The organism is Streptomyces sp. NPDC003720, assembly GCF_042875075.1.
Lineage (GTDB): Bacteria > Actinomycetota > Actinomycetes > Streptomycetales > Streptomycetaceae > Streptomyces.
In genome coordinates, this window is sequence record NZ_JBIANZ010000017.1 from 1 (window position 1) to 16,917 (window position 16,917).

Consider the following 16,917-nt stretch of genomic DNA (forward strand, 5'->3'; position numbering starts at 1 on the left):
AAACGCCCGGTTACATTCCGAACCCGGAAGCTAAGCCTCACAGCGCCGATGGTACTGCAGGGGGGACCCTGTGGGAGAGTAGGACGCCGCCGAACAATCATTGGGAAAACCCCCGCATCGAAAGATGCGGGGGTTTTCTGCGTTCCGGACCTTTTCAGGTCCCCGAGGGGACCGAAGAGATACGAGCGTCAGAGACGGCCGGCCGCCTTAAGAGCCAGATAGGCGTCCGCCAAGGCCGGGGCCAGTTCGTCGGGCGTCTCGTCCACTACGGTCACGCCGTGCCGACGCAACTGCTCAGCCGTGCGCTGCCGTTCGGCCTGCGCCTGCGCCCCGGCAGCGGCCTCGTACACGGCCTCCGCGTTCCCTCGGGCCTGCGCCATTCGCGCGATATGGGGATCGGCGACCGAGGCCACCAGAACCGTATGGCGCTGGGTGAGTTGCGGAAGCACCGGCAGCAGGCCCTGTTCCACAGGAGCCGGGTCGAGCGTCGTGAGCAGCACGATCAGGGAGCGGCGCGGGGCCGTACGCAGAGCGGTCGCCGTCAGACCGCGCGCATCCGTTTCCACGAGTTCCGGTTCCAGCGTGGCCAGCGCATTGACCAAGGACGGCAGGACGTCGCCAGCGGCGCGGCCCTGGACCCGGGCCCGTACTCGGCGGTCGTAGGCCAGGAGTTGGACGCGGTCGCCGGCACGGGAGGCGAGCGCCGCCAGAAGCAGTGCCGCGTCCATCGAGGCGTCCAGACGCGGGACGTCACCCACGCGGCCGGCCGACGTGCGGCCGGTGTCGAGGACCAGGAGGATGTGACGGTCGCGCTCGGGGCGCCAGGTGCGCACCGCGACCGCGGACTGCCGGGCGGTGGCGCGCCAGTCGATCGAGCGAGTGTCGTCACCGGGGACGTACTCCCGCAGGCTGTCGAACTCGGTGCCCTCGCCCCGGGTCAGCACGCTGGTGCGACCGTCGAGCTCGCGCAGTCGGGCGAGCTTGGACGGCAGATGCTTGCGGCTGGTGAACGGGGGCAGGACCCGCACCGTCCAGGGAACCTTGTGCGTGCCCTGGCGGGAGAAGAGACCGAGCGGGCCGTAGGAGCGGATCGTGACGCGGTCGGCCCGGCGGTCGCCGCGCCGGGTGGGGCGCAGTCGGGTCGTGACGCGGCGGCGTTCGCCGGCCGGCACGGTGACGCGGTGCCGTGAGCCCTCGCCCTCGGTCCCGGGCTGCCAGCTGCTGGGCGGCCATGCGTCCCTCAGGTGCGCCCGCAAAGGGCGGCTGGTCGGGTTGGTGACGGTGAGAGTGACGTCGGCGGTCTCGCCTAGGCGTGCGGAGGTGTCGCCGGAGCGGGACAGGCCGAGCCGTCGTACCGGAGCCGCCAGGGCGAAGTCGCAGGCGCAGGCCAGAGCGACGGAGCCGTTGACGGCGATGATGCCGGTCCAGCCCGGCTCCAGGATGCCGACGGGGATCGAGCCGAGGGCCGCCAGGAGGGCGGCGCGTCCCGTGACGGCCATCAGCGGGGGACCGGGACGTGGGCGAGGATGGCGTTGATGACGGAGTCGGTGGTCACGCCCTCCATCTCGGCCTCGGGCCGGAGCTGGATCCGGTGGCGCAGGGTGGGCAGGGCGAGGGCCTTGACGTCGTCGGGGGTGACGTAGTCGCGGCCGGTCAGCCAGGCCCAGGCGCGCGAGGTCGCCAGTAGGGCGGTCGCACCGCGCGGGGAGACGCCGAGGGTGAGGGAGGGCGACTCGCGGGTGGCGCGGCAGATGTCGACCACGTAGGCGGTGATCTCGGGGGAGATGCTCGTCTTGGCGACCGCGGCGCGGGCCGCCTCCAGGTCGGCCGGGCCGGCGACCGGGCGTACGCCGGCGGCGCGCAGGTCGCGCGGGTTGAAGCCGGCGGCGTGGCGGGTCAGGACGTCGATCTCGTCCTGGCGCGAGGGCAGCGGGATGGTCAGCTTGAGCAGGAAGCGGTCGAGCTGGGCCTCGGGGAGGGGGTAGGTGCCCTCGTACTCCACCGGGTTCTGGGTCGCGGCGACGAGGAACGGGTCGGGGAGCGGGCGTGGTGTGCCGTCCACCGTCACCTGGCGTTCCTCCATCGCTTCCAGGAGGGAGGACTGGGTCTTGGGAGGGGTGCGGTTGATCTCGTCCGCGAGCAGCAGGTTCGTGAAGACCGGGCCGGGCTGGAAGGAGAACTCGGCGCTCCGCGTGTCGTAGACCAGGGAGCCGGTGACGTCGCTCGGCATCAGGTCGGGGGTGAACTGGACCCGCTTCGTGTCGAGTTCCAGCGCGGACGCGAGTGCGCGGACGAGCAACGTCTTGGCGACCCCGGGCACTCCTTCCAGCAGAACGTGTCCGCGGCACAGGAGGGCGACGACGAGGCCGGTCACGGCGGGATCCTGGCCGACCACGGCTTTGGCGATCTCGGCGCGCAGGGCTTCCAGGGAGGCTCGGGCCGCGTCCGGGTCCCCGGTGGTCCCGGCGTTGTCAGTGGTCGGGTCCATCATGAACGGCGAACCTCTCTTTCGAGGGCGTCGAGTTGGTCGGTGAGTGCGATGAGGGCCGCGTCGTCGCCGGGGGGCGGTCCGAACAGCAGGGGGTGCAGGTTCTTCCCGTCGCCGTGGAGTTGGGCGGACAGGGCGGGGAGCAGGGCTTCGGGTGCGTGCGCCTGGGCGGCGGGGACGCCTACGAGCGGGGCGAGACGCGTGCGGGTGGCCGCGCGGAGCGCCGCGGCCGCGCGGTCGCGGGCGTCGGCCTTCCGGTAGAGGCGGGCGCGGCCTTCGGCGGTCTCGGAGGCGCGGATGGCCACGGGGAGGTTCTCGGGCACGAGCGGCCCGAACCGCCGTGCCCGCCAGAACGCGGCGAGCACGGCGGCGACGAACAGCTGCAGGGTGCCCCAGAGCCAGCCGGACGGAAGCAGGTCGAGGAACGTCTTCTGGTCGCCGGAGTCGGCGGCCGAGCCGTCGGAGAGCGAGGGGAGGTACCAGACCAGATGGGGACGGGAACCGAGGAGCTGGAGGGCGAGCGAGGCATTGCCCTGCTCGTCGAGGCGCTTGTTGTAGAGGATGTCGGGCGCGCCGAGCACCACGGTGTCGCCGCTTCCGGATTTCGCCGGGACGCGGAGCAGGGTGGCGAGGCGTTCGCTGGGGTAGCAGGAGTCGGCGCCCAGGTGGGTGGTGGTGTAGCGGATGCCGCCGGTGTCGGCGCTGCCCGCGCGCCGGGCTTCGGGAAGGGCGCAGCCGGGTGCGAGCGTCGAGTCCGTGCTGGTGGCGGGGTCCGCGGTGACCCCGGGCACGAGCCGTTCGACGGACCAGCCGCCGGCCGCGACGAGGACGGTGCGTCCGCCGGAGGCCGCGGTGGCGGAGTGCAGCCGGGTCTGTTGCCGGTGGGTCAGCAGGTCGGGTACGGCGACCAGGAGCGTGGTGTTCGGTCCGGCCGCGGCGCGTGCCGCGCCGAGTGTGGTGACGACGCGCGTGGAGACGCCCCGGTCGGCGAGGAGTTCGGCGACCGCCCGGCTGCCGTAGGGGTCGGCCGAGCGCGGGTCGAGCGCGCCGTGGCGGGTCTGGGAGCGGACGGCGGCGATCGCCACGGCCGCGACCAGGACCAGCAGCACGGCGAGTGCGATGCCTCGCGAGCGGGTCCAGACGTGGCGGGCGGTGGGCGATGCCGAGGTGGCCGGCAGCGAGGTCCCGGTACTCATTCGGCGACCCCCTGGCGGGCGCCGTGGGCCGTGCCGGTGGCGCTCTTCGTCAGGTCGGGCCTGCTGCGTTCCAGGTCGCGGTCGAGTTCGGCGATGCGCCGGTACGCCTGCTCGTCGGAACGGCGGCCGCCGTACGTGACGTCGTCGAACTCCCGGGCGGCGGAGCGCAGCCGGTCGGAGTGCGCGGGGAGGGTGCGGCCGGCCTCGGCGGCGGCCTCGTCCGCGGTGCGGCCGGGGCGCACGTCGAGCAGGGCCCGCTCCTCCAGGGAGCGGACGATGGCCCGCATGCGTTCCTGGACGGCCTGGCTCCAGTGGCCCTGGGCGGCGTGCGCCTCGCCGGCCGCCCGGTGTTCGGCGGCGCTGCGGGGGCGGTCGTCGAACAGGGCGGCGGCGGAGACGGGGGTGCGGCGCGGGGTGCCCAGGCGCCACCAGAGGGCGGCCAGGACGGCCACGACGACCACGACCACCACGACGAGGCCGAGCGCCCCGCCGGGCGTCGCGGACGCCGCGGTGTCCAGCAGGTGGCCGGCCCAGTCCCAGAAGGCGTTCAGGGCCCGCTGGACCAGCCCGGGATCGTTCTCGTGGTACATCCGCTTGGACAGTTCGCGGCGCGCCGCTTCCCGCGCCGGGTCGCGCGGGATGGTGACCGGCGGCTCGTCGCCCGAACCGCCGGCCGTCAGGACGCCGGCGCGGGCTGTGACGCCCAGCAGGCCGCGTACGGCCGATCCGGCGGCGCCCGGCAGCGCCGGTACCGCCGTGAGAACTCCCCCCGTCAGGTTCACCGCATCAGCTCCCCGGTACGGGGCCGGGGGCAGGGGTGGCGGGGCCGTCTCCCTGGACACCGGCGGCGCGGGCCAGCTCGATGTCGAGGGCCTCGCGGCGGATGCGCTGGTCGATGTACAGCAGCACGGTGACGCCGGCGGTGATCGGCAGCGTGATCATGGCGCCGATCACCGAGCCGATGCCGCTGATGATCAGGAAGGTCCAGCCGGCGTTCTGGGCGCCGGTGGTGAAGAACGTGGCCATGCCCCCGCCTGCGGTGGCGCCGGCGATGAGGGCGAAGGGGATGACGACGAGCGACGAGACGATGTTGGCGATGAGCCCGGCCAGCATCTGGATGCCCAGCACGCGCCACCACGAGCCGCGGACCAGCTTCGCGGAGCGGCTCATCGACTTCACGATGCCCTGCCGCTCCAGCATCAGCGCGGGCGAGGCGAGGGAGAAGCGGACGGTCAGCCAGATCGCGACGACGAGGGCGGCCAGCATGCCGAGGACCAGCAGGGCGATGCCGGCTCCCTCGTTCCCGCCGAGGGCGAGGACGATGATGCCGGGCAGCGCGCCGCCGAACATCACGCCGGCGGAGATGAGGCCGAGCAGGATGAGGAGGCCGAACAGCTTGGGCACCTGGGAACGGGCGTCCCGCCAGGCCTCGCCGGTGGTGACCGGCCTGCCGAGAACGGCGCGGCTGGTGACGGTCGTCAGCAGGGCGGTCGCGACGATGGAGCCGATGACGGAGATCACGGCGACGACGAAGGTGCCGGCCATGAGCGTGCCGAGCGCCCGGAGTATCTCGCTTCCGGAGGCGCTGGGGTCGCTGAGGGCGTCGGCGGTCGCGCTGTCGTTCAGCAGGAGGCCCTGCAGCAGGATCAGGCCGAGCTGGGTGACCACCGCGACCGTCAGCGAGATGCCGAGAACCGTGCGCCAGTGGGTGCGCATGGTGGAGACGGCACCGTCGAGGATCTCGCCGACGCCGAGCGGGCGCAGCGGGATCACGCCGGGCTTGGCCGCGGGCGGGGGCCCGCCCCAGCCGCCGCCCCAGGCCGCGCCGTAGCCGCCGGGAGCGCCGTAACCGCCGGGCGGGCCGCCGTACCGGCCTCCTCCGGGGCCGCCGCCCCAGCCCATGCCGGGCGGCGGCGGTGGCGGCGGAGCCTGGCCGGGACTCGATGCGCCCGTGGGCGCGGACCACTGGCCGGGCGGGGGCTGCTCGTTGGACCACTTCGCGCCCGGCGCCTGCGTGTCCGGGCCCGGCTGTGCGGTGGGCTCGGCGGGGCCAGGGCGGTCGGCGGGCTCGGCGGGGCCGGACGCGCCGGGTTCCCGCCCGTCGGGCGACGGGGCGGATCCGGGCGAGGCCCAGCCCGGAGTGTCAGTCATCGAAGCTCCTTCACGGTGCCCGTCCGCGGACGCGGCGGCAGGTTGGCAGACATCGTGCCATGGGGTGGTGATCGGACGACCGGCCGCGGTAGGCGCTGGACTCCTTCAATTGTCCGCCGGTTCCGGGGCAGACTGACCGCATGGCTGATCAGTACGCGCAATCCGGCGAGGACAAGCGGCCGGCCGAGATACCTGCGATCCGATGGGAGGAACCGCCGGAAGGCCCCGTGGTGGTCCTCCTCGACCAGACGAGGCTGCCGGCCGAGGAGGTCGAGCTGGTGTGCACGGACGCACCGGCGCTGGTGGAGGCGATCCGCTCGCTGGCCGTGCGCGGGGCACCGCTGCTCGGGATCGCCGGGGCGTACGGCGTCGCGCTCGCCGCCGCGCGGGGCTTCGGCGTCGAGGAGGCCGCGGCGGCGCTCGAGAGCGCCCGGCCCACCGCCGTGAACCTGTCCCTCGGGGTTCACAGGGCGGCGTCCGCCCATCGCGAGGCGCTCGCCACCACCGGCGACCCGACGGCGGCGGCGATGGCGGCGCTGGCCACGGCACGCCGCCTGCACCAGGAGGACGCCGAGGCCAGCGGGCGGATGGCGGTGCACGGGCTCGCGTTGCTGGACGAGCTGCTGCCCGGCGGCGGGCACCGCATCCTGACCCACTGCAACACCGGGTCGCTGGTCTCGGGCGGGGAGGGGACGGCGTTCGCGGTGGCCCTCGCCGCTCACCGGGAGGGGCGGCTGCGCAGGCTGTGGGTGGACGAGACGCGTCCGCTGTTGCAGGGCGCGCGCCTGACGGCGTACGAGGCGGCGCGGCGCGGGATGGCGTACACCCTGCTCACCGACAACGCGGCCGGGTCGCTGTTCGCGGCGGGTGAGGTGGACGCGGTGCTGGTCGGCGCGGACCGGATCGCGGCCGACGGTTCGGTGGCGAACAAGGTGGGGAGCTATCCGCTCGCGGTGCTCGCCCGGTACCACCATGTGCCCTTCATCGTGGTGGCGCCGGTGACGACGGTGGATCCCGGCACTGCGGACGGGGCGTCCATCGAGGTCGAGCAGCGCCCCGGGTACGAGGTGACCGACATCCTGGCCCCGCAGATGCCGGTGGCGGGAGCCGGTGGCGGCATCGCGGTGGCGCCCCTGGGGACCCAGGCGTACAACCCGGCGTTCGACGTGACGCCGCCGGAGCTGGTGACGGCGATCGTCACCGAGGAAGGCGTGGTCTCACCCGTGACGGCCGGGTCGCTCGCTGAACTGTGCGCGCGGTCGCGCCAGGTGACGTCCGGCTGAGCGACGGAGCGACCTGAGTGGCGGCCCCCTCCGCCCTGCCGTGAGGCGCGGGGCAGGGGGCCGGTACCGGCCGGGACCACCATGCCGGATCCGCCCCGCCCCCGACCGGGGGCCGGACGCCGACCGCGGCCCGATCGGCGGGTCCGGCCGCGGGAACGGCGGCGCCGGGGCAGACAGTGACGGTCGGGTACGACTATCGTCACGGGGCAGTGAGCTCCCTCACCTGCGCCTCTGTCGTCGTTACAAGAATGGGATGATGTCGTTTATGAAGGGACGAGTCCTTGTCGTCGACGACGACAGCGCACTGGCCGAGATGCTCGGGATCGTGCTGCGTGGTGAAGGTTTTGAGCCGTCTTTCGTAGCCGACGGCGACAAGGCGCTGGCCGCTTTCCGGGAGTCCAAGCCCGATCTGGTGCTGCTGGACCTGATGCTGCCCGGCCGGGACGGCATCGAGGTGTGCCGCCTGATCCGGGCGGAGTCCGGGGTGCCGATCGTGATGCTCACGGCCAAGAGCGACACCGTCGACGTCGTCGTGGGCCTGGAGTCCGGCGCTGACGACTACATCGTGAAGCCGTTCAAGCCGAAGGAGCTGGTGGCCCGTATCCGGGCGCGGCTGCGGAGGTCGGAGGAGCCGGCGCCGGAGCAGCTCACCATCGGTGACCTGGTGATCGACGTGGCCGGGCACTCGGTGAAGCGCGACGGGCAGTCGATCGCGCTGACCCCGCTCGAGTTCGATCTGCTGGTCGCGCTCGCCCGCAAGCCGTGGCAGGTGTTCACCCGCGAGGTGCTGCTCGAGCAGGTGTGGGGCTACCGGCACGCCGCGGACACGCGGCTCGTCAACGTGCACGTCCAGCGGCTGCGCTCCAAGGTCGAGAAGGACCCGGAGCGGCCGGAGATCGTGGTGACCGTCCGTGGTGTCGGATACAAGGCAGGACCGAGCTGACATGTCCGGTGACAGTGCCGCTTCGGCCCCCGGCCGGTCCGGGACCCGTCCGGAGCGGCCTGTCGGCCGGAAGACGGCGGGTTCGCGCTGGGGACGCCTCTTCGAGGGCGGGCTGCTGCAGGGCGGGGTCCAGGGCAGTCCGGTCCTCCGTTTGTTCATGCGCTGGGTCCGGCGTCCGCTGCTGCCCGTCATGCGGCTGTGGCGGCGCAACATCCAGCTCAGGGTCGTCGCCACGACCCTGCTGATGTCGCTGGGCGTCGTCCTGCTGCTGGGCTTCGTCGTCATCGGGCAGGTGCGCAACGGTCTGCTGGACGCGAAGGTCAAGGCGTCGCAGAGCCAGGCCACCGGCGGCTTCGCGGTGGCCAAGCAGAAGGCCGACGAGGCCGTCGGCGGCGCCGGCACGGCCCCGGCGTCCGGTGACGACGCCGACACCACCGACGGACGGCAGTCGCAGAACGTCATCCAGTGGATGAGCGACCTCGTCGAATCGCTGTCCAGTGGCGGAGCCGGCGCGTTCGACGTCGTGACGCTGCCCGTGGGCGACGACAGCGGGGGCGGTCGCAGTCCGCGCGGCTCCGGGAACGTCAACCCGTCCTCCAGCGTGCCCGCCGACCTGCGCGACCGCGTCAACAGCAGTACGACGGCCGCCCAGAGCTACACCCGGATCGTCTACTCCAACGCCAAGGACTCCCAGCCGGCGCTGGTCATCGGCAAGCAGGTCAACGACCCCAACGGCCACCCCTACGAGCTGTACTACCTCTTCCCGCTCACGCAGGAGGAGAAGTCCCTGAGCCTGGTCAAGGGCACGCTCGCGACCGCGGGCCTCTTCGTCGTCGTACTCCTCGGGGCGATCGCCTGGCTGGTGGTGCGGCAGGTCGTCACGCCGGTGCGGATGGCGGCCGGGATCGCGGAACGGCTGTCCGCCGGGCGGCTGCAGGAGCGGATGAAGGTCACCGGCGAGGACGACATCGCCCGTCTGGGCGAGGCCTTCAACAAGATGGCGCAGAACCTGCAGGTGAAGATCCAGCAGATGGAGGACCTGTCGCGGATGCAGCGGCGGTTCGTCTCCGACGTCTCGCACGAGCTGCGCACCCCGCTGACGACCGTGCGGATGGCCGCCGACGTCATCCACGAGGCGCGCGAGGACTTCGACCCGGTGACCGCCCGGTCGGCCGAACTGCTCGCCGACCAGCTCGACCGGTTCGAGTCGCTGCTCGCGGACCTGCTGGAGATCAGCCGTTTCGACGCGGGCGCTGCGGCGCTGGAGGCCGAGCCGGTGGACCTGCGGGAAGTGGTGCGCCGGGTGGTCGGCGGAGCCGAGCCGCTCGCCGAGCGCAAGGGCACCCGCATCCGCGTGGCCGGCGACCAGCAGCCCGTCGTCGCGGAGGCCGACGCCCGGCGGGTGGAGCGCGTCCTGCGCAACCTCGTCGTCAACGCCGTCGAGCACGGCGAGGGCAAGGACGTCGTCGTCCGGCTCGCCGCCGCGGGCGGGGCCGTCGCCGTCGCGGTGCGCGACTACGGCGTGGGTCTCAAGCCCGGAGAGGCGACCCGGGTCTTCAGCCGCTTCTGGCGGGCCGACCCGGCACGCGCGCGTACCACCGGCGGTACCGGCCTCGGCCTGTCGATCGCCCTGGAGGACGCCCGACTGCACGGCGGCTGGCTCCAGGCCTGGGGCGAGCCGGGCGGCGGCTCCCAGTTCCGGCTGACCCTGCCGCGCACCGCGGACGAACCCCTGCGGGGCTCGCCGATACCGCTGGAGCCCAAGGACTCGCGGCGCAACCGCGGACTCGACGACGCGGGCCTGTCCCGCGGGAGCGAGGAGAAGCGGGCGACCGTGCCGGTGCAGCCGGGCGGCGGCGGCCGGGTACCGCCGCTGCCCGCGCGCGCCTCGGGGCTCGCCACGGCGACGCCCGCAGTCGACCCGAGCGCGCTGCCCGGCAACGGCAACGGCGCGCGCGTGGTGCCCCGGCCGGCCGGGCCACCGCGTACCGAGGACAGGCGGGATCCGCGGCAGGCGGCAGACCCAGACGCGGGCCGTCCGGAACAGGCAGGGCCCGAGGACGCGACCGAGCCAGGGGAGGCATTTCGTGGGCGATGACCGCGAGGGGGGCGCCCGGCACCGGCCGGGACGCGCGGTGGCCTACGCAGTCTGCGGGGCCGTTCTGCTGTCCGGATGCGCGTCGATGCCCGACAGCGGGGATCTGCGGGACGTCGAGTCCACGCCGCGGCAGGACACCGGCGTGCGCGTGTTCGCCATGCCGCCCGCCGAGAACGCCGAGCCCAGCGAGATCATGCAGGGCTTCCTCGAGGCGCTGACCAGCGACGACCCGGAGTACGACACCGCGCGCAAGTACCTGACGACCGACGCCGCGCGCACCTGGCGGCCGGAGCAGTCGGCCACGGTCCTGGCGAACGGGCCGAGCGTGGTGGCCGACCACCAGCCGGCCGGCCGGGAGGCAGGGGACACGCTCACCTACGTCCTCGCGGGTACCCGGGTCGCCACCGTCGACGGAGAGCAGGCCTACGCGCCCGCCGACGGGGCCTACCGCAACCGGGTGCACCTCATCAAGGACGCCAAGAGCGGGGAGTGGCGCATCGACTCCCTGCCCCAGGGCGTCGTCATGGGCAAGACGGACTTCCAGCGCAACTACACGTCCGTCAACAAGTACTACTTCGCCTCTTCCACGACGGTCAGGACGACCGGGCAGCCGGTCGCGGTCGCCGACCCGGTGTTCGTCCGCAGCAAGGTGGACCCGATGACCCAGGTGGTCCGGTCGCTGCTGACCGGTCCCAGCACCTGGCTCAGGCCGGTCGTCAGGTCCAGCTTCCCGACCGGTACGGACCTGCGGAAGGGCGTGTCGGGGCTCGCGCCGGACGACCAGAACAGGCTGACGGTGCCGCTGAACGCCAGGGCCTCCAAGGTCGGGTCCGCCCGGTGCACGGAGATGGCGACCCAGCTGCTCTTCACGCTGCGGAACCTGACGCCGACGCTGGACGCGGTCGAGCTGCAGGGCCCGGGCGGACACCGGCTGTGCGACCTGCGGGAGGGGGACGCGGAGTCCGCCGCCTGGCACGCCTCGGCGCAGCGCCCCGACAACCTCTACTTCCTCGACGGCAAGCACCGGCTGGTGCGGCTGCCCACCCTCGGTACCGGGACCAGTGCCGTCCCGGTGCCGGGCCCGCTGGGCCGGGGCGAGCGGCAGCTGCGGTCGGTGGCCGTCTCGCGGGACGAGCGCACCGTCGCCGGGATCGGCGCCGACGGCAGGAACCTGTACGTGACCTCGCTGGAGCCGGACGGTTCGCTCGGCGGCCCGGTGGTCAGCAGCCAGGCGCTGAACGCGGACGACCGGCTCACCACGCCGAGCTGGGACGCCGGCGGCGACCTGTGGGTGGCCGACCGCGACCCGCGCGATCCCAAGCTGTACGTGGTGGAGCAGGGCGTCGGCAAACCGGTCCGGGTCACCGTCCCCGACCTGCCCGGACGCATCAGGGACGTGCGGGTGGCGGCCGACGGGGCGCGGGTCGCGCTGGTCGTGGAGAAGGACGGCAAGCAGTCGCTGCTCATCGGCCGGATCGCGCGCGACGAGGAGCCCGGGGAGAGCCCCGCGGTCGTCGAACTGCGTTCCGCCGCACCCGATCTGGAGCAGATCACCGCCATGGCCTGGGCGGGGGACAGCCGGCTGGTCGCCGTCGGCCTGGAACAGGGCGGTGTGCACCAGATGCGGTACGTGCAGGTCGACGGCTCCACCCTGGAGGGTCCCGCGCCCGCGGCCCTGTCCGGCGTGATGGCGATCGCCGCGTCCGAGGACGAGCGGGCGCCGCTGGTCGCGTACTCGGAGGACGACGGGGTCGTGCGGCTGCCGTCGGGCGCGCAGTGGCAAAAGGTGGACAAGGACGGGACGGCACCGGTCTACCCGGGCTGACGCGGGCCGTCCCGGGTTGTCCACAGGGCGTTGTCCACAGGGGTGGCGGGCGGTCCCGGACCTCGGCACAGTAGTGCCCATGCGGGGGTGGTGGCGGGACCTCACCGACCTGGTGCTGCCGACCGACTGCGCGGGCTGCGGGGCACCTCGTACGGCGCTGTGCCCGCGCTGCCGAAGCCTCCTGGGGGCGACCCCGCCACGCCGGGTGCGGCCGCTGCCCGAGCCGCCCGGGCTGCCGGTGGTGCACGCGGCGGCTCCCTACGGGGGAGCGGTGCGGGAGCTGCTCCTCGCCCACAAGGAGCGGGGCGCGCTCGCGCTCGCGGGGGTGCTGGGCGCCGCCCTGGCGGGAGCCGTGCGCGTGGGTCTCGGACCGGCCGGTCGCGGCGCCGGGCCGCCGGTGGGCGGGCCGGCGACCGTGCTGCTGGTGCCCGTGCCCTCCGCCCGCCGGGCCGTGCGGGCACGCGGACACGATCCGGTGCGGCGGACGGCGTTCGCGGCGGCCGGGGAGCTGCGGCGCACCGGGACACCGGCACGGGTGGCCGCCGTGCTGCGGCAGCGGCGTGCGGTGGCGGACCAGGCGGGGCTCGACGCGCGCCGGCGCCTGGCGAACCTCGCGGGCGCGCTGGAGGTGACCCCGGGCGGGGCCCGGCTGCTGGTGGGAGGCCGGGTGGTGCTCGTCGACGACCTGGTCACGACCGGTGCGAGCCTCGCGGAGGCGGCGCGGGCCCTGCGGGAGGTGGCCGTAATCCACCGCGATGGCGCAACCGCTGTGTACGCGGCCGCAACCCGGGAAGGTAGGGAGGAACGACGGATCGGAGCTCGATCGGAGAAGGAGCGGTGGGTGCATGATGCACCGGAAAATACGGCCTGGAACGCCGTCGGAGAGACGCTCCGCGCGGCCGTGATCGCCGCCCCTCGGGATTCTTTCGAAATAAGCCGGAACTGACCGCGAAGCTGCATCGTTGCAGGTAGTAACGGGGTTAATTCACCTGAACGGAGGTACGCCGCAGTAGAGGGTGACGACATCCGTCCGGGCGAGATATGTTCGGTTGTGAGGAAAGGCGCAGGCCACACCTCTTCAATCGGAATGCCGTGCAGCGGGTTTTCCGTATTGACCCGCGCCGGTGGGGTGGAGATCTCGCCCATGGGGGAGGAGGAGGTGGACGTCACCGAGTCCGAGGTTCCGGTGCTCACCGGGATCTGGTGCAAAAGGGAGATGCTCCGCCGATGGAGCGGAGCGATCCGGGAACGGAGTTCTGCGTGGACATCGTCGTCAAGGGCCGCAAGACCGAGGTGCCCGAGCGGTTCCGCAAGCACGTGGCCGAGAAGCTGAAGCTGGAGAAGATCCAGAAGCTCGATGGCAAGGTGATCAGCCTCGACGTCGAGGTGTCCAAGGAGCCCAACCCTCGTCAGGCCGACCGTTGCGACCGAGTGGAGATCACCCTCCGCTCCCGCGGTCCGGTGATCCGGGCGGAGGCAGCGGCCAGTGACCCGTATGCGGCACTCGATCTGGCGGCGGAGAAACTGGACGCGAGGCTGCGCAAGCAGCACGACAAGCGGTTCTCGCGCCGTGGCGCACGACGGATCCCGGCGGCCGAGGTCGCCGACCACGTCCCCGGCGCGGCGACGCTCAACGGCAACGGCATGCCCGTCCACGAGGAAGACACGGAAGGAGTGCCGACGAAGAGGATCGGCTCGCTCGAGGTCAAGGGCGAAGGCCCCCTCGTCGTCCGCGAGAAGACCCACGTCGCCTCCCCGATGAGCCTCGACCAGGCCCTCTACGAGATGGAACTGGTCGGCCACGACTTCTACTTGTTCGTCGACTCCGAGACGAAGGAGCCGAGTGTCGTCTACCGGCGGCACGCCTACGACTACGGCGTCATCCACCTCAGCACCGACCCGATGGTCGCTGAGGCGCAACCGCCCGCGGCGGGCGGCACGCTGGGTGGCTGATCCACCCGGCACAAGCTGAGCCGGTGCCCCTGGAAGCGCGCGTGCGCCCCCAGGGGCACCGGTGTGCGCCCACTGGGCGCCCCGCTCGTCACCTCGGTGACGTCCGGGCATGGAATCATGGCCGCACCGGCCCAACCGGTGGGCCGTTGCCTTGGGTTGGCGATGGCACAGGACCACAGGCCACAGCCTTCAGGGGGAGGAACGATGGCGGACACCTTCGGACCGATGCGGGGCGCCGACGCCCATGACGGTGTCGTCGGAACGGACCAGGACACGGACGCTCCGCGCAAGGAACCGATCAGGGTCCTGGTGGTCGACGACCACGCCCTGTTCCGCCGCGGCCTGGAGATCGTGCTCGCGGCCGAGGAGGACATCCAGGTCGTCGGCGAGGCGGGCGACGGCGCCGAGGCCGTGGACAAGGCCGCGGACCTGCTGCCCGACATCGTGCTGATGGACGTGCGGATGCCCAAACGCGGCGGGATCGAGGCCTGCACCTCCATCAAGGAGGTCGCCCCCAGCGCGAAGATCATCATGCTGACGATCAGCGACGAGGAGGCCGACCTCTACGACGCGATCAAGGCGGGCGCGACCGGATACCTCCTCAAGGAGATCTCGACGGACGAGGTGGCCACCGCCATCCGCGCGGTGGCCGACGGGCAGTCGCAGATCAGCCCGTCCATGGCCTCCAAGCTCCTCACCGAGTTCAAGTCGATGATCCAGCGCACCGACGAGCGCCGGCTGGTGCCGGCGCCCCGGCTGACCGATCGCGAGCTGGAGGTCCTCAAGCTCGTCGCCACCGGGATGAACAACCGCGACATCGCCAAGGAACTGTTCATCTCCGAGAACACCGTGAAGAACCACGTGCGCAACATCCTGGAGAAGCTGCAGCTGCACTCCCGGATGGAAGCGGTGGTCTATGCGATGCGGGAGAAGATCCTCGAAATCCGCTAGACGGCCTCAGCCGAGCAGAACGGCGAGCTCCCGGCTGAGGGGCTCGCGCAGCTCGGGCGCCTCCACGCGCTCCACCCGGACGTCCGTGCAGTCCACCCAGCTCGCCGCCTCGACCAGTGCCTCGGCCACCGCCGGGACCGCCTTCGCCCCGTCCAGCGTGACCTGCCGGGCCACCAGCGTGCGGCCCTCACGGGCCGGGTCGACGCGGCCGACCAGCCAGCCGCCCGCCAGCACCGGCATCGCGAAGTAGCCGTGGATCCGCTTCGGCTTGGGTACGTAGGCCTCGAGCCGGTGGGTGAAGCCGAAGATCCGCTCCGTGCGCGCCCGCTCCCAGATCAGCGAGTCGAACGGGGAGAGCAGGGTGGTGCGGTGCCGGCCGCGCGGCGGCGCGGCGAGAGCGGCCGGATCCGCCCAGGCCGGCTTGGACCAGCCCGCCACCTCGACCGGCACCAGACCCGAGTCGGCGATCACCGCGTCGACCTGCTCGCCCTTGAGACGGTGGTAGTCGGCGATGTCCGCGCGCGTGCCGACGCCCAGGGCCTCACCGGCCAGCCGGACCAGACGGCGCACGCACTCGGCGTCGTCCAGCTCGTCGTGCAACAACGCGGCCGGGATCGCCCGTTCGGCCAGGTCGTAGACCCGCTTCCAGCCGCGGCGCTCCACACACACCACCTCGCCGTACATCAGGGCGCGTTCGACCGCGACCTTGGTGCCGGACCAGTCCCACCAGTCGCTCGTCCGCTTCGCGCCGCCCAGGTCCGTGGCCGTGAGCGGGCCCTCCGCGCGCAGCTGCTTGACGACCTGGTCGTACACCCCGTCGGGCAACTGGTGGTTCCAGTGCGGGCGGTTGCGGTAGGCGCGCCGGCGGAACGCGAAGTGCGGCCACTCCTCGACCGGGAGGATGCACGCGGCGTGCGACCAGTACTCGAAGGCGTGGGGGGCCGCGGCCTCGCCCGCCGCGGATGTCTTCCAGTAGGCGGTCTCGACGGTCCCGCGGCCGACCGCGCCCAGGCGCGCGTACGGGATCAGCTCGTGGGAACGGGCGAGCACCGAGATGGTGTCGAGCTGGACCGCGCCGAGACGGCGGAGCACGCCCCGGACTCCGGCCCGCCGGTCGGGCGCGCCGAGGAAGCCCTGGGCCCGCAGGGCGATGCGGCGGGCGTCGTCCGCGGTGAGGGTGGTGGTGGGGCGCGGCAGGGTCGTCATGCTGCGGACGATAGAGGCCGCCACTGACAACGGGGCGCGAGCTGCGGTTTCGCCGGGGTGCGGTCAGCCGCGCGCGGGCAGGTAGGGAGCCGTCGACGGCAGGCCCAGGTCCGAGGGGAGCAGGGACCCCACCCAGCAGTCGCGCCGGACCCCCTTGTTGTTGACGCCCGAGCGCAGGGTGCCCTCGACGGTGAAACCGGCGCGCTCGGCCACCGCGCGCGAGGCCGCGTTGCCGACCTCCGCGCGCCACTCCAGGCGGTCGACGCACAGAGCGGTGAAGGCCCAGCGGGCTGCGGCGAGCGTGGCCTCCGTGACGTATCCGCGGCCGCGGTGCTCCCGGACGGCCCAGAAGCCGACCTCGCCGACGCCCAGCGCGCGCATCGTGATGGCCAGCATCCCCGCCAGCTCCCCGCCGGGAAGGAAGAGGCCGAAGGTGTACATCGAGTCGCAGGCCCAGCCGTCGGGCACCATCCGGCCGGTGAAACCCTCGGCGTGCTCACGCAGATAGGGCGACGGGAACTGGGAGATCCAGCGCTGCATGTCCGGATCCTGGGCGGCCCGGTACACCGCCTCGGTGTCGTCGGGACCGACAGTGCGCAGCAGGAGACGGTCGGTGGTGAGCGTGACGGGTTCCATCGGCCGATTCTGGGCGGACGGCACCCGACGCGCCAGCTGTTCGGCCGTGCGTGAGCGGACGGTCACATTTCGCGCAAATCTCTGACGCGGTGCGGCACTATCCGTGATGGCCGCCCGTTGTCCATGGTGAAGCAGCAGTCGCGCCGCCAGGCCTCCCGGCGCAGCCGGGTCCTCGCATACGATGGCC

14 protein-coding genes and 1 rRNA gene are annotated in these 16,917 nt (G+C 73.0%); 8 read left to right on the forward strand and 7 right to left on the reverse strand.

Annotated features, from left to right (window positions below; translation table 11 throughout):
- Window positions 1-95, forward strand: a 5S ribosomal RNA gene (gene rrf / locus ACFYU0_RS33980); the annotation flags it as partial.
- Window positions 96-188: 93 nt separating this feature from the next.
- Here the strand turns inward: rrf and ACFYU0_RS33985 are convergent.
- The 5 genes from ACFYU0_RS33985 to ACFYU0_RS34005 are packed head-to-tail and all read right to left on the reverse strand — an operon-like array spanning window position 189 to window position 5,835.
- Entirely contained in the window at window positions 189-1,499 is a 1,311-nt protein-coding gene (locus ACFYU0_RS33985) for a DUF58 domain-containing protein (RefSeq protein WP_389306200.1), read from the reverse strand.
- Window positions 1,499-2,488: an AAA family ATPase gene (locus ACFYU0_RS33990; protein ID WP_389306307.1), complete on the reverse strand. Its 990-nt coding sequence runs from the start codon at window positions 2,486-2,488 to the stop codon at window positions 1,499-1,501. The genes ACFYU0_RS33985 and ACFYU0_RS33990 overlap by 1 nt, the downstream gene beginning before the upstream one ends.
- Window positions 2,488-3,684 (reverse strand): DUF4350 domain-containing protein, encoded by a 1,197-nt coding sequence (locus ACFYU0_RS33995; protein WP_389306202.1) that lies wholly within the window; start codon window positions 3,682-3,684, stop codon window positions 2,488-2,490. Before ACFYU0_RS33995 ends, ACFYU0_RS33990 begins: the two co-directional genes overlap by 1 nt.
- The gene (locus tag ACFYU0_RS34000; protein WP_389306204.1) at window positions 3,681-4,466 is read right to left on the reverse strand and encodes a DUF4129 domain-containing protein; all 786 of its coding nucleotides are present in this window, start codon (window positions 4,464-4,466) and stop codon (window positions 3,681-3,683) included. The genes ACFYU0_RS33995 and ACFYU0_RS34000 overlap by 4 nt, the downstream gene beginning before the upstream one ends.
- A gap of 4 nt (window positions 4,467-4,470) precedes the next feature.
- Entirely contained in the window at window positions 4,471-5,835 is a 1,365-nt protein-coding gene (locus ACFYU0_RS34005; protein ID WP_389306206.1) for a hypothetical protein, read from the reverse strand.
- A 140-nt stretch (window positions 5,836-5,975) separates the two neighbouring features.
- Between ACFYU0_RS34005 and mtnA the strand changes: the two genes are divergently transcribed.
- The 7 genes from mtnA (at window position 5,976) to ACFYU0_RS34040 (ending at window position 14,888) form a co-directional block, all read left to right on the forward strand.
- Window positions 5,976-7,118 (forward strand): S-methyl-5-thioribose-1-phosphate isomerase, encoded by a 1,143-nt coding sequence (gene mtnA / locus ACFYU0_RS34010; RefSeq protein WP_351665394.1) that lies wholly within the window; start codon window positions 5,976-5,978, stop codon window positions 7,116-7,118.
- Between the two features lie 253 nt (window positions 7,119-7,371).
- Window positions 7,372-8,061 (forward strand): two-component system response regulator MtrA, encoded by a 690-nt coding sequence (mtrA, locus tag ACFYU0_RS34015; RefSeq protein ID WP_202485207.1) that lies wholly within the window; start codon window positions 7,372-7,374, stop codon window positions 8,059-8,061.
- 1 nt (window position 8,062) lies between these two features.
- Window positions 8,063-10,159, forward strand: a complete 2,097-nt coding sequence (gene mtrB / locus ACFYU0_RS34020; RefSeq protein ID WP_351665391.1) for an MtrAB system histidine kinase MtrB — start codon at window positions 8,063-8,065, stop codon at window positions 10,157-10,159.
- On the forward strand, window positions 10,149-11,984 hold the full coding sequence (locus tag ACFYU0_RS34025; RefSeq protein ID WP_389306209.1) for an LpqB family beta-propeller domain-containing protein: 1,836 nt from the start codon (window positions 10,149-10,151) through the stop codon (window positions 11,982-11,984). Before mtrB ends, ACFYU0_RS34025 begins: the two co-directional genes overlap by 11 nt.
- 79 nt (window positions 11,985-12,063) lie before the next feature.
- Window positions 12,064-12,930, forward strand: coding sequence for a ComF family protein (locus tag ACFYU0_RS34030; RefSeq protein WP_389306211.1), 867 nt, complete (start codon window positions 12,064-12,066; stop codon window positions 12,928-12,930).
- Between the two features lie 314 nt (window positions 12,931-13,244).
- Window positions 13,245-13,937, forward strand: a complete 693-nt coding sequence (gene hpf / locus ACFYU0_RS34035) for a ribosome hibernation-promoting factor, HPF/YfiA family (RefSeq protein ID WP_389306309.1) — start codon at window positions 13,245-13,247, stop codon at window positions 13,935-13,937.
- A gap of 204 nt (window positions 13,938-14,141) precedes the next feature.
- Complete coding sequence (locus ACFYU0_RS34040; RefSeq protein WP_351665383.1) at window positions 14,142-14,888, forward strand: response regulator transcription factor; 747 nt, start codon at window positions 14,142-14,144, stop codon at window positions 14,886-14,888.
- A gap of 6 nt (window positions 14,889-14,894) precedes the next feature.
- Here the strand turns inward: ACFYU0_RS34040 and ACFYU0_RS34045 are convergent, their stop codons facing one another.
- A complete protein-coding gene (locus ACFYU0_RS34045) occupies window positions 14,895-16,094 on the reverse strand; it encodes a winged helix-turn-helix domain-containing protein (protein WP_389306213.1) in 1,200 nt (399 codons plus the stop codon).
- Between the two features lie 63 nt (window positions 16,095-16,157).
- Complete coding sequence (locus ACFYU0_RS34050; RefSeq protein WP_351665379.1) at window positions 16,158-16,730, reverse strand: GNAT family N-acetyltransferase; 573 nt, start codon at window positions 16,728-16,730, stop codon at window positions 16,158-16,160.
- Window positions 16,731-16,917: the final 187 nt, after the last annotated feature.